Source organism: Nonomuraea basaltis (assembly GCF_005893125.1).
Classification (GTDB): domain Bacteria; phylum Actinomycetota; class Actinomycetes; order Streptosporangiales; family Streptosporangiaceae; genus Nonomuraea; species Nonomuraea basaltis.
Map to the genome: position 1 here is coordinate 1 of NZ_VCJS01000314.1, position 11,538 is coordinate 11,538.

Here is an 11,538-nt window from a genome sequence, read left to right on the forward strand (position 1 = left end):
AAGAGACGGGGTGAGGTGAGGGTCATGCGGGGCTCGCGGTCCAGTCGGCGAGGCGCTTGCGGACCCAGTCCGACACGGGTGTGATGCCGCCTTCGGTCTTCAGGGCGGTGAAGGCGACGGGCAGGTCGCCGCGCTGGGCTTTGGCGTCGCGGGCCATGCCCTCCAGGTCGACGCCGACGTAGGGGGCGAGGTCGGTCTTGTTGATGACGAGGAGGTCGGCGGTGGTGATGCCGGGGCCGCCCTTGCGGGGGATGTCGTCGCCGCCCGCGACGTCGATGACGAAGATCTGGGCGTCGACGAGGCCCTTGGAGAAGGTCGCGGTGAGGTTGTCGCCGCCTGACTCGACGAGGATCAGGTTGAGCGGGCCGAGCTGATCCTCCAGATCCTCGACGGCTTCGAGGTTGGCAGAAATGTCGTCGCGGATGGCGGTGTGCGGGCAAGCCCCGGTCTCGACCGCCGCGATGCGCTCGGCGGGCAGGACGGCCTCCCGGAGCAGAAATTCGGCGTCCTCACGGGTGTAGATGTCGTTGGTGACGACGGCGATGGACACCTCCTCGCGCAACGCGCGGCACAGGGCGGCGACGGTGGCGGTCTTGCCGGTGCCGACCGGCCCGCCCAGGCCGATGCGCAGGGCGCGGCGGCGGACGTCGGGGCGCTCGGTGGAGGAGCCGCCGGGGCCGTCGGTGTGGCCCTCGGGAAAGGCGTCGCTGTGGTGGAGGTGCATGAGTGCTCCGGGTGGTCGAACGAGTGGTGCGGTGGTCAGGAGGCGGCGTTCGGGTTACAGGCGAGGTCGGGGTCAGGAGGCGAACAGGCGTGCCGGGCGGGCGGCGTGCTGTTCGGCGGTGATGTCGAGCAGCGGCGCCGAGACGGCGGGCAGCGCGTCAAGGCCGTCAGCGTGGACACGCTGCGCGGCTTCGGCTGCCTGCGCGGCGACGTGATCGATGTCGGCGGCGAGGCGGGCGAGGATGGCGATGGCGTCGAAGGGGTCCAGCCTGAGCAGGCGGACGGTCGCGGTGGCCGGGGCGCTGACGCTCTCGTACGCCGCCACGTACGCGGCGTCCAGCGCGGTCAGGCCTGCGGAGCGGGCGGTGAGGCCGAGGACGACGGGCTGGTGAGCGCCCCGCGGCCGGGCCGCAGCCAGGGCGTCGAGCTCGGCCGAAGGCCAGGTGGCTCGGGCGGCCCGCAGCATTTGCCGTCCGAGCCTGCGCGCACTCTGGCGCAGGGCGGGAGCGGAGGTGCGGGCGTCGGCGGCCTCGTCCAGCAGGAGCGGGTCGTATCCAGCGGCGGCCGCGGCGGCGAGACCCGCCGCGACCAGACCGCTGGTGTGCAGCCGGCCGCGGCAGAACTCCTCCAGGCTCGTGACGTCGCGGACGCGTCCCGCGGTGACAGCGGATTCGGCCCCGCCGGAGTGGGCGTGCCCTCCGGCGGGGAAACGGCCGTCGGCCAGGACGAGCAGTGCGGCACGGTTCATCGTGCGTGGCTCACCTTTCGTTCACGGTGCGGTCGTTCACGGTGCGGCGGTCAGAAGAGGAAGTAGCGCTGAGCCATGGGCAGTTCGGTGGCGTAGTCTCGCTCGACGAGTTGGTCGTCGATCTCCGTCTTCACGTCCTTGGCCTTTGCTCCGCCGATCTCCACCTCGAACGTGTCGGGATCGATGCGGATGTCGGGGCGGGTGTTGTTCTCCCGCATGTTCTCTTTGAAGACCTCGCGCGTGTTGCGGATGGGCCTGAACTCCTTGCTCACCTTGAGCTCGTCGAGCAGGCCGGCCTTGATGGCGTCTGCGGTGACGAAGTTGACCGAGTTGGCGGCAGGTGCCTGGCCGGTCGCGCCGAACACGGCGCGGGGCAGGACCGGCTGCGGGGTGGTGATGGAGGCGTTGGCGTCGCCCACCTGCGCATAGGCGATCTGGCCGCCTTTGATGACCCGATGCGTCTTGACGCCGAAGAACTTCGGCTCCCACAGCACCAGGTCGGCGAGCTTGCCCACCTCGACCGAGCCGACCTCGTGGTCGATGCCGTGCGCGATCGCCGGGTTGATGGTGTATTTGGCGACGTAGCGGCGGGCGCGATGATTGTCGGCCCCGTCGTCGCCGTCCAGGGAGCCGCGCCTGGCCTTCATCACGTGCGCGGTCTGCCATGTCCGCATGATCATCTCGCCGATGCGGCCCATGGCCTGGGCGTCCGACGACATGATCGAGATGGCGCCGAGGTCGTGCAGGATGTCCTCGGCGGCCATCGTGGAAGGCCGGATCCGCGACTCGGCGAAGGCCTTGTCCTCCGGCAGCTCCGGGTTCAGGTGATGGCAGACCATCACCATGTCGATGTGCTCCTTGACCGTGTTGACGGTGAAGGGCCGGGTGGGGTTGGTGGAGGCGGGCAGCACGTTCCGCAGGCTCACCATGGTGATCATGTCCGGGGCGTGGCCGCCGCCGGCGCCCTCGACGTGGAAGACGTGGATCGGGTGGTCGCCGATGGCCTTGATGGTGTCGGCGACCGCGCCGGCCTCGTTCAGCGAGTCGGCGTGCAGGGCGAGTTGGGCACCGGTCTCCTTGCACACCTCCAGGCACCTGCGCAGCACGGCGGGAGTGGCGCCCCAGTCCTCGTGAATCTTGAAGCCGAGGACGCCCGCCTTCACCTGGTTGCGGAGTGATTCTGTGGACATGGTGCTGCCCTTGCCGAGCAGCCCGATGTTGACCGGGAAAGCGTCCAGCGCCTCAAACGCCCTGGCGATGTGCCAGGAACCGGGCGTGACGGTGGTGGCGGTGCTGCCCTCCGCGGGGCCCGTGCCGCCACCGACCAGGGTGGTGACGCCGGCGGCGAGCGCCTCGTGGATCTGCTCGGGGCAGATGAAGTGGACGTGGGTGTCGACTCCGCCCGCAGTGAGAATCTTGCCGTTGCCCGCGATGACCTCGGTCTCAGGACCGATGAGGAAGTCCGTGGCCCTCCCGTGGCCGTCGTGGAGCGGGTCCATGGTCTCGTCGTTGTAGGCCTTGCCGAGCGCGATGATCCGGCCGTCGCGGATGGCGATGTCGGCCTTGACGACACCCCAATGGTCCAGGATGACGGCGCCGGTGATGACGGTGTCGGGGGGCTGCGGGGCGCCGGGCTCCGCGGAGTCGCGCGGAGCGCAGGACTGGCCCATCGACTCGCGGATCACCTTGCCGCCGCCGAAGACGACCTCGTTGCCGCTGCGTCCAGGACCGCCGGACCAGTCCTCGGTGACCTCGATCCGCAGGTTGGTGTCCGCCAGGCGGATGCGGTCACCGGCCGTGGGGCCGAACCTGTCGGCGTACTCGACGCGGGTCAGGGGCTTAGGCATCGAGGGGACCTCCGACCTCGCCGCGCAGGCCCGCGACAATGCGCTTGCCCTCAATGGGCACGAGCTCCACTTCCCGCGGGCACCGGGGTTCGAACCGGATGGAGCTGCCGGCAGCGATGTTCAGCCGCCTGCCGTAGGCGTCGGCGCGGGGCTCGAATTCGAGACGGGGGTTGGCCTCGTAGAAGTGGTAGTGGGAGCCGACCTGGATGGGGCGGTCGTCAGTGTTGGTGACGATCAGAGTCGTGACGTCACGGCCGACGTTGAAGGCCACGGGCTCGGTGTCCTGGGGATGGTCGATCTTCCCGGGATGAACCAGCGCATCCGTGCCCGCCTCCGGGAAGGGGTTGCGGATGGTGACCAGTTTGGTGCCATCGGGGAAGGTGGCTTCGATCTGGATGTCGGAGATCATCTCCGGGACGCCCTCCATGACGTCATTGCGGTTGAGCACCTTCGGGTCCGGGGGGCGCATGAGCTCGTCGACGGATTTGCCGTCCCGGGCTCCTTCGAGAACGTACGCGGTCAGTAGCGCGACCGCCTCTGGGTAGTTGAGCAGAACCCCTCGCTGTTTACGCTTCCAGGCCACGTCCGCAGCCACATGAATCATGAGACGTTCCTGCTCATGCGGAGTCAGATGCATCCCCGCCCCCTCGCCTTCGCTCTGCCCCGGGCTCTGTCCCGGGGGCACCAATGGTGCGGACGCCGACACAACCGGCCTTCAGCCATGCGGCGGCCGTCCGCTCACTCCAGGCGGGAGTCGACGCCCTCACCCCTGCGCCCACAGGAGCGCCAGTTCAGCCTGGTGACCCGCAAAGCGGCCCAGAGCCCTGGCAGATCAGCACCCCGTGGTACACCGAGTAACGTAATGCATACTCACTGTGACATGACGTGATGGCGAGCGTCCATTACCCCGTGACACAGAGTTGCCATGACCTGTCACTCTGGGAGGCGATCGATTGTGGCCGGCGAGGCAGGCCAGGCCTCGAGGCGGCGCTGGCCGACGGGCCGTAGCGCCCATGGCAGCAGCGGCTCCACCACCCGGCCACCGCGTATGGGTCAGGTCGGCGCGCCCCGTCACCGGTATGGTGGCCCCGGAGGTCCGCTACGTCGGCCGCTGGCAGGCGGTGTGAAACTTTCACGTCGATCCCGCTGCCTCTCATTGCTTGACCTGCGATGGTGAGGATTTCTTTCTCGCTGGTGTTTCCTCTGGTCGGGTGCAGACTTACGGTGACTCCGCTTCCCGTTGAAACCGGTCTCGGCCGCGTCGGAATTTCGTCGAAGCGCTTCGATGCACCGGATTCGACAATGTGGTGCCCGCCATCGGCGGACAACAGCGGAAAGGGAGATCATGCTCAGGATGCTCCGCCTCTTCGTCTCGGCATCCATGCTCGTCGCGCTCGTCGGGGTGCTCGCTCAGCCGGCCCAGGCCGCCGTCTGGTCCTCGTCGGACCGGTGGGGCACCTGGACCAACGGCGGCTACACCCTTTACAACAATATCTGGGGCAGCGGTGCCGGACCACAGACAATCTGGGCAAATTCGTACAGTAACTGGGGTGTCTGGGCGAACCACCCCAACACCGGTGGCGTCAAGTCCTACCCCAACGCCACCAAGAACGTGAACCGGCGGCTCAGCGCTCTCGGCAGCGTGACCAGCAGCTTCAACGTCACCGTGCCGAATGGCGGCGCCTACACGAGCGCGTACGACATCTGGTGCGACGGCCACACCTACGAGATCATGCTCTGGATGAACAAGTACGGCCCGGTGGGCCCGATCGGGTCGCGACAGACGAGCGCCTCGGTGGGCGGCCACAGCTGGGACGTCTACCGCGGCTCCAACGGGTCCAACCAGGTGTTCTCCTTCGTGCGGCAGGGCAACGTCAACTCCGGGACCGTGGACATCAAGGCAGTCTTGAATTGGCTCCGGTCCAGGAACTGGTTCGGTGACGTGACGCTTGGCGACGTCCAGTTCGGCTACGAGATCACGTCGTCCAGTGGCGGGATGGACTTCCGTACCAACAGCTTCTCGGTTTCGGCGAGCTGACTTCGGCGGACCGATATGCCGTGGGCGGCCGAGTCGATCTCCCCACTCGGCCGCCGGCGTTCCACCAAGGCCTGTAGATCTGGGTACCGCGCCACGGCGCAGGCCGGTGGGTTTGGTGATGACGGCGAGCCAGGACCCCCCGGGTTGGGGGAAGGCGGTCTGGTACCCGCCCGCGCTGTCGCGGCCGAACCCGGCGACGTTGGCCTCGGTGTCGGGCAGGTCCACGACGAACCCGTCGATCGCCATCACCCGCCGGCGGTTCAGCCACGCGCCCGGCGTCGACTCGGTTGCCGCGGGCCGGGCGATTTGCTGGATCGGCAAAACTCGCGGGGGAGGGCGGTGTTACTTGATCATGCGAAAGCGGGGGTGGGAGAGCCATGAGGCGAGGAACTCCGCGTCCCCGACGTGCGTGATCCACGGCGTCCCCCGCGCCGTCTCGTACCGCATCGACCAGACCCTGCCCTCGAGGCCGCCGACTGCCGCGTCCAGACCGGCGATCGTTCGCTCGATCTTGCCGGGGTCCTCGGTGAGGTAGTCGATCCCCTGTGGTTGCCCGACCGCGTCGAGGGCGCCGCCGAAGTCGACCAGGGCGGCATGATCGCGGGCCAGGGCGAGGCAGACCCGTCCGAGCACCAGATGGTCGACGGGCCGGTTGACCATCGCGCAGACCTCGATCTGCTCGCCCGGACGGTAACCGATGCTCTCGGCGAAGCCGGGGAAGTCCTCCTCGAAGCCCTCGTAATCGGGCCACGGCGCCCGGTCGATAAGGAACCGGCCCGCGTCGGTAGCGCTGTCCGGCGCGCCGATCGCAGCTGGCGCGCGCAGGAACCATCCGCCGTCGTGGGGCGCGAAGACCTCGTTCAGCCAGCGGTCGAAGGCTGCGGCGTCCGCACCGGTCAGCGCGGCGGGCAACAGGACCGATGCGACAGGACCCGCCACGGCCGCCTCCCTGACGATCTCGGCATCCGGCTCACCTTATTGGGGACGTGCCTTGACCTAGGAAAAGCGCAGAAAGCAATTCTCTGCTGGTGAGACCAGAGCCTGAGCCGGCCACCCGCACAGGCCACCGACCCGCCCTCCGATGATCGACAGACGCTCTTCAGCTATTCCGTCTTTCGGCCCTGATCTGGCCGTTGGCAACGTCCCAGCATTTGTCGCGGAATCAATTCTCCGGGGCTTGGAAGGTGAAGCTTCAATCATGCGGTTACGGGGATTTGCCGCGCTCGCGGCATGCCTGGCCGGTTGCCTCGCCGCCTGTTCCACGGTGTCCGGCGCAGGCGCCGGACAGGCCACGGGGGAGCGCGCACCGCGCATCCTGCGGGCGGACGGTGACGGGGCGGTGGTGTTCGATCCCGGACAGGCCACGATCAGCGGCTTCGTCCGGACCGGCGCCCGGGTGTGGCGGAACGCGGCGATCGCCGAGACGGCGACCGACATCGTCTGCCTCGCCCGCTGCCCGGCGACCACCTGGTCGACCGGAAGCGCGAAGAACGGCACCGGCAGCCACGACCCCAGCCAGACCGTGCAGGTGTCGGGGAGCTGGAACACCTACGGGCGCTTCCACTTCATCTTCGACATCAACAACGCGACCGACCCCGACTGCCACGCGACGACCAGCCGCTTCTGATCAGCCCACCAAGGGCCTGACAGGGCTCCCTCCGGAATCGCCGGCGGGAGCCCTGCACCCAGAGGAGTTACGGTCGCTCCGGCGCCGTCTCACCACCGACACCCGCTACACCCTGCTCGGCCTCCCGGCGGGCGTCGCGTCCTTCGCCGTCACCGTCGCCGGGGTCTCGGCGGGTCTGGGCAGCGCTGTCGCCGTCACGCCCCTTCTTGGGGCGGGCAGGAGCGCTGGTAGGGCTGGTTCGGGAAGTATGTGCTCGAGGCAGGGCCCGTCGGAGGATCCGTGGGGCCCTGCCGCACTCGACGGCGCGACTCAGGCCGTACCCGTACAGCCGGCTTTCCTTTGAGCTACAACTGACGCAGCACCTGCATGGCATCCTTCTCGATGCGCGAAAGATCGTGGAGGATGACGCCGGCCTGCTCGAGGTAGCCCGCGTCGCCGCTCTCCCCAGCCTTCGCGATCAAGGTGGACACGTCCGTCCACAGGACGGCGGCCTCGGCGTACAGCCTGTGACCGGCGCGGAGGTTGCCGTCGTCGATCAGCCGGGTGCACTCGTCGAGGAAGTCGCGATAGAGGGCGCGAAACAGGGCACCGCCGGTGCCGCCCTTCTCCATGAGGAGGGCGGCCTGCGGCAGGTCCTGCTGCGGCTCGCCGGCGCGTAGCAGCCATCTGGGCACCTGTTTGCCGGCTTTCTCGATGCCGCGGTGGCCCAGGTTCGCGATGGGCGCGGCGAGGAAGGCGTCGGCGCAGTCTTTGATGGCGGGGATGATCTGGTCCTGCCAGGAAAGCGGGTGAGCCGGCAGGGTGATGGTGAAGGATCGGTTCCTGGCGGTCATCGGGCCGCGTTCGGCCCGCGCCATGGCGAGGCCGGCCCGGCTGGTGCGCACCGCTCCTCCCTGCTGGTCGGTGTCCACAAGGTAGACGTCGTGCTCGTCGTAGCCGTACATGGCGACGACATGACCGCCGAAGTGCACCTTGGAGCGGAAATAGTCCAGGTGGTAGCAGTCGAGCTGGAGGCCGACCGGCCGACCGGCGTCGATGGGGGCGGCCACGTTCTCCCACGCCTTGCGTTGTGAGGTGGTCTCCTCGGCCATCAACGTCAGCCCCAGCCTGGCGGCCAGGTTCCTGGTGAGGTCGAAAGGCTTGACGCGGCCTCCGAGAAAGGGGAACGCCATGCCCTTGCTGTCCCAATAGATGAAGGACAGGCCCGAGCCCAGCCCGAACAGCATGGGCTCGGACAGATCAAGTCCCTCATGCCGCAACAGCACCCCCAGCGCCGTCGTCTCGCAGTGGTGCATGCCGCGGGCCTCGATGTCCTTCACGATGGTCATGCGTCGCTCTCCTCATGCTGACGCGGCGAACGGTCACCTTCTTGATCAACCACTGGGAATAGCATGAGGCCTCCCACAGTGGGAGAGTCCAGCCGAGACCGGATTCACCCTCGACACTCTGGCAAACCCATGACCGACTCTGGCATCCTCCAGCGGCTCGAGAACCGCTCGATGCTGGACCGTCCACAAACGCACCGGCCAATTATGTCAGCGCGGGACGGATGTTCTACGCGACAGGTTCTAGAGGAGCCGCGCGATCTCGGTCGCGGCACTGAGCACCAGTGGGGCGATCGTGCTCTCATCCCGCACGCCGATGGTGACCACGCCCACGCTGGCGTCGGCCGGGCGCCCTGGCATGGTGATCGGGGCGGCGACACCCCACGCCCCGGGCTGCAGCTCGCCCGTGGTGACCGAGTAGCCGGTGGCGCGGGCCTGCGCTATCTCTGGGCGCTCCCCAGGGCAGGGCGGGCGGCCGGCCAGGATGGCGATCCCCGAGGCGCCGCGGTTCGCGGGATGCCGGGTGCCGGTGCGATAGCTGACGTGGATCTGTGAGACACGCGGCTCGACCACCGTGAGCACGACCGCCTGGCTCTCGTCGATGTCGAGCACGGTGATGAAAGCGGTGGCGTTGCAGGTGTCGGCCAGCGCCTGGAGCGCGGAGGCGGCCGCGCTGCGGAGCCTGTGCTGCACGGCGGCGTTGAGCTCGACGATGCCGAGGCCGAGGGTGAAACGGGTGCCGACCCGTGCGACCAGCCGATGGTTGCCGAGCGCGGCCAGATGGCGGGAGACGGCGTTGCGATGGATCCCGGCCAGCTGCGCGAGTTCGGTGATCGTCAACCCGTCCGGATGGTCCCTGAGGATCTCCAGGAGCCGCAGTCCGGTGTCGATCGTCTTCGAGCCCGCCATGGAGGCGGCCGTGCTGTGCTGCTCCGCGGTCATTGGACGCCTGGGCGAGGAGGCGCGGGGGTGTAGCGCACGGGCAGGTGCTTGATGCCGCCGATGAAGTTCGACACCAGCCGGACAGGTGGTCCGGCGAGTTCGACGTCCGGCAGCCGCCAAAGCAGTTCCCGGTAGAACGCGCGGAGTTGCAGCCGGGCGAAACGGGAGCCGAGGCACACGTGCGGGCCGTCCCCGAACGAGATGTGGTCATTGGGCCGGCGTGCGATGTCGAAACGCATCGGGTCAGGGAACTGCCGCTCGTCGAAGTTGGCGGCACCGTGAAAGACGACGACCTTGTCGCCCGCGGCGATGCGCCGCCCGGCCAGGACGGTGTCGCTTACAGCGGTACGCCGGAAGCTGAGGACGGGGGGATGCCAGCGCAGCATCTCCTCGATGGCCGAGTCGAGGAGCTCAGGCTGATCGAGCAGCCGACGATGCTGGTCGGGATGGTCGAGCAAGGCCAGCATCCCGCCGGGCAGGGCCGAACGCACAGTGTCGTTGCCCGCGACGACCAGGAGAAAGAAGAACATCGACAGTTCGGGATCGGTGAGACGCTGCCCGTCCACCTCCGCCGTGGCGAGCGCGGTCATGACGTCGTCTGCCGGATTCCGGCGCTTGTAGGCGGCGAGGGAGCGAGCGTACTCGAACATGTCGGTGAGCATGGCAGGGGATCGAGGATTGACCGGCTTGCCGTCCGGGCCGTGTACGACGGTCGCGTGGTCGGGATCCTGGTAGCCGATCACGCGGTTGGTCCACTCCAGGATCTGGCCGCGATCGGCGGAGGGGATGCCGAGAAGATCGGCGAGGTTGTGGATCGGGTAGTCGTCGGTCACGTCCACCGGCAGGTCGCACTCGCCTCGCTCGGCGATCTCGTCGACGAGCAGACGCGCCCGTGCCGCGATGCCGGTCATGAAGCGTTCCATGCGCCTGGCGGTGAACGCGCCGGAGACGATCCGCCGGAGCCGGCCGTGGTCCGGCGGATCGAGGTTGAGCATCGTGCGCCGGATGAACGACAGGTCGGCGGGGTCCGGGTCACGGATCTGGGTGGCGCCGAGCCAGGAGCTGTACTCCATCGGGGTGCGCAGCACGCGTACGACGTCCGCGTGGCGGGTCACCGCCCAGAATCCGGGCCCCGCCGGCCAGTCACCGACCTTGTGCTCCTCCTGCCAGTGCACGGGGTCGTGGTCGCGCAGCCAGCGGTACGTCTCGTGCGGGATGCCCCGTGTGTAGATGCGCGGGTCGAACACGTTGACCGTCGCATTCATGTCGATCATGGACATCCCCCTGGAGATTGTCAGGCGGCCAGGAAACGTTCGATGGCGGACACCAGGGCCAACGGTGTCTCATCCATCGCGTAGTGGCCGGCGTCTGCGAATGTCAGCAGCTCGGCGTTCGGGTACCACTGCAGCCACGTACCCCGCATGACGTCGGCGGAAAGCGCGGGGTCGTGCGCACCGGCGATGACGAGCACGGGCGTGGTGGCGCCGGCCACCTCGGTGTGGAAGTCGGTGCGCGCCCAGGCATCCAGGTAGGCCCGGTAGGCGGTCACCGTGGAGTTCCGTAGCGAGTTGTCCACCATCTCATCGAGCCATGTGCCCGGAAGCCGGTTGCCGGTGGTGAGATCGATGATCGCACGACGGTTGGCGGGCTCCTCGGCGGAGCCGGAGAACAGCGCCCACCCCTCGTCGTCGAACGGCACGCCGGAGGCCGGCACCGGAGAGATGCCGACGAGCTTGCGGACCCGGCCCGGCGCGTCCACCATCACCCGCTGCATCGCCGTGCCGCCCATCGAGTGACCGACCAGGGAGAAGCTCTCCCAGCCCAGCTTGTCGGCGAGTGCTGTCACGTCGGCGGCGATCTCGGCGAGGGTGTACTCGCCGGTGAGGTCGCGGGCCTCGCCGTACCCCCGGTAGTCGGGGAAGGCGTAGGTGAAGGCGTCGCCGTCCAGGTAGGGCTGGATCTTCCTGAAGGACTCGCGGTCTCCGAACCAGCCGTGCAACGCGATTACGCGGTGCGGCCCGGAGCCGCGGACGTCGTGGGGAAGGACGACGGGGGACATGGCGAATTCTCCTTCGTGTTCGTGGCGCCGGATGGGTGACGCTCAGCGAATGTCCTGGCAGGCGGCGCCTCGCCCGCCCGTCGGGCGCCGCCGAGGCACTCCAGGCTGAACCAGACGTACTTACCGGCTTCGTGCTGGACGGCGCCCCACTGGTCGGCCTGCGCATCCACCAGGAACAGCCCACGACCGCTTTCGGCGAGGAAGTCAGGGGCTCGCTGCGTGGGGAGGG

Annotated in this window: 12 protein-coding genes; 3 read left to right on the top strand and 9 right to left on the bottom strand. The window is 68.5% G+C overall.

Annotated elements, in window-relative coordinates; genetic code table 11:
- Positions 1–22 precede the first annotated feature (22 nt).
- The 4 genes from ureG to EJK15_RS62800 all read right to left on the bottom strand — a co-directional run bounded on the left by ureG (position 23) and on the right by EJK15_RS62800 (position 3,955).
- Positions 23–724, bottom strand: a complete 702-nt coding sequence (gene ureG / locus EJK15_RS62785) for an urease accessory protein UreG (RefSeq protein WP_138719834.1) — start codon at positions 722–724, stop codon at positions 23–25.
- 72 nt (positions 725–796) lie between these two features.
- Entirely contained in the window at positions 797–1,471 is a 675-nt protein-coding gene (locus EJK15_RS62790) for an urease accessory protein UreF (protein WP_138719835.1), read from the bottom strand.
- A 50-nt stretch (positions 1,472–1,521) separates the two neighbouring features.
- Positions 1,522–3,318: an urease subunit alpha gene (locus tag EJK15_RS62795; RefSeq protein WP_138719836.1), complete on the bottom strand. Its 1,797-nt coding sequence runs from the start codon at positions 3,316–3,318 to the stop codon at positions 1,522–1,524.
- Entirely contained in the window at positions 3,311–3,955 is a 645-nt protein-coding gene (locus EJK15_RS62800) for an urease subunit gamma (RefSeq protein WP_138719837.1), read from the bottom strand. Before EJK15_RS62800 ends, EJK15_RS62795 begins: the two co-directional genes overlap by 8 nt.
- A gap of 648 nt (positions 3,956–4,603) precedes the next feature.
- On the opposite strand from EJK15_RS62800, the gene EJK15_RS62805 reads away from it, so the two are divergent.
- Positions 4,604–5,356, top strand: coding sequence for a glycoside hydrolase family 12 protein (locus EJK15_RS62805; RefSeq protein WP_276615579.1), 753 nt, complete (start codon positions 4,604–4,606; stop codon positions 5,354–5,356).
- 342 nt (positions 5,357–5,698) lie between these two features.
- Here EJK15_RS62805 and EJK15_RS62810 read toward each other — a convergent pair whose 3' ends face one another.
- Positions 5,699–6,295 carry a DUF6368 family protein gene (locus tag EJK15_RS62810; RefSeq protein WP_138719839.1) on the bottom strand — a complete coding sequence of 199 codons (597 nt, stop codon included), beginning with the start codon at positions 6,293–6,295 and terminating at the stop codon, positions 5,699–5,701.
- Positions 6,296–6,554: 259 nt separating this feature from the next.
- Between EJK15_RS62810 and EJK15_RS62815 the strand changes: the two genes are divergently transcribed.
- On the top strand, positions 6,555–6,983 hold the full coding sequence (locus tag EJK15_RS62815; protein ID WP_138719840.1) for a hypothetical protein: 429 nt from the start codon (positions 6,555–6,557) through the stop codon (positions 6,981–6,983).
- Between the two features lie 344 nt (positions 6,984–7,327).
- Here the strand turns inward: EJK15_RS62815 and EJK15_RS62820 are convergent, their stop codons facing one another.
- From EJK15_RS62820 to EJK15_RS62835, 4 genes are all read right to left on the bottom strand, one after another.
- A complete protein-coding gene (locus EJK15_RS62820) occupies positions 7,328–8,311 on the bottom strand; it encodes a BtrH N-terminal domain-containing protein (RefSeq protein ID WP_138719841.1) in 984 nt (327 codons plus the stop codon).
- A 240-nt stretch (positions 8,312–8,551) separates the two neighbouring features.
- A complete protein-coding gene (locus EJK15_RS62825; RefSeq protein ID WP_138719842.1) occupies positions 8,552–9,250 on the bottom strand; it encodes an IclR family transcriptional regulator in 699 nt (232 codons plus the stop codon).
- On the bottom strand, positions 9,247–10,524 hold the full coding sequence (locus EJK15_RS62830) for a cytochrome P450 (protein ID WP_240777986.1): 1,278 nt from the start codon (positions 10,522–10,524) through the stop codon (positions 9,247–9,249). The genes EJK15_RS62825 and EJK15_RS62830 overlap by 4 nt, the downstream gene beginning before the upstream one ends.
- A 20-nt stretch (positions 10,525–10,544) precedes the next feature.
- On the bottom strand, positions 10,545–11,309 hold the full coding sequence (locus EJK15_RS62835) for an alpha/beta fold hydrolase (protein WP_138719843.1): 765 nt from the start codon (positions 11,307–11,309) through the stop codon (positions 10,545–10,547).
- 35 nt (positions 11,310–11,344) lie between these two features.
- On the opposite strand from EJK15_RS62835, the gene EJK15_RS73800 reads away from it, so the two are divergent.
- Positions 11,345–11,538, top strand: a 194-nt coding sequence (locus EJK15_RS73800; RefSeq protein WP_206062067.1) for a hypothetical protein, incomplete at its 3' end; no start/stop codon positions are given.

Bases quoted from the DNA above. Each gene is read 5' to 3' on its own strand.
- ureG (WP_138719834.1), bottom strand. From the start codon at position 724: ATGCACCTCCACCACAGCGACGCCTTTCCCGAGGGCCACACCGACGGC.
- EJK15_RS62790 (WP_138719835.1), bottom strand. From the start codon at position 1,471: ATGAACCGTGCCGCACTGCTCGTCCTGGCCGACGGCCGTTTCCCCGCC.
- EJK15_RS62795 (WP_138719836.1), bottom strand. From the start codon at position 3,318: ATGCCTAAGCCCCTGACCCGCGTCGAGTACGCCGACAGGTTCGGCCCC.
- EJK15_RS62800 (WP_138719837.1), bottom strand. From the start codon at position 3,955: ATGCATCTGACTCCGCATGAGCAGGAACGTCTCATGATTCATGTGGCT.
- EJK15_RS62805 (WP_276615579.1), top strand. From the start codon at position 4,604: ATGCACCGGATTCGACAATGTGGTGCCCGCCATCGGCGGACAACAGCG.
- EJK15_RS62815 (WP_138719840.1), top strand. From the start codon at position 6,555: ATGCGGTTACGGGGATTTGCCGCGCTCGCGGCATGCCTGGCCGGTTGC.
- EJK15_RS62820 (WP_138719841.1), bottom strand. From the start codon at position 8,311: ATGACCATCGTGAAGGACATCGAGGCCCGCGGCATGCACCACTGCGAG.
- EJK15_RS62825 (WP_138719842.1), bottom strand. From the start codon at position 9,250: ATGACCGCGGAGCAGCACAGCACGGCCGCCTCCATGGCGGGCTCGAAG.
- EJK15_RS62830 (WP_240777986.1), bottom strand. From the start codon at position 10,524: ATGATCGACATGAATGCGACGGTCAACGTGTTCGACCCGCGCATCTAC.
- EJK15_RS62835 (WP_138719843.1), bottom strand. From the start codon at position 11,309: ATGTCCCCCGTCGTCCTTCCCCACGACGTCCGCGGCTCCGGGCCGCAC.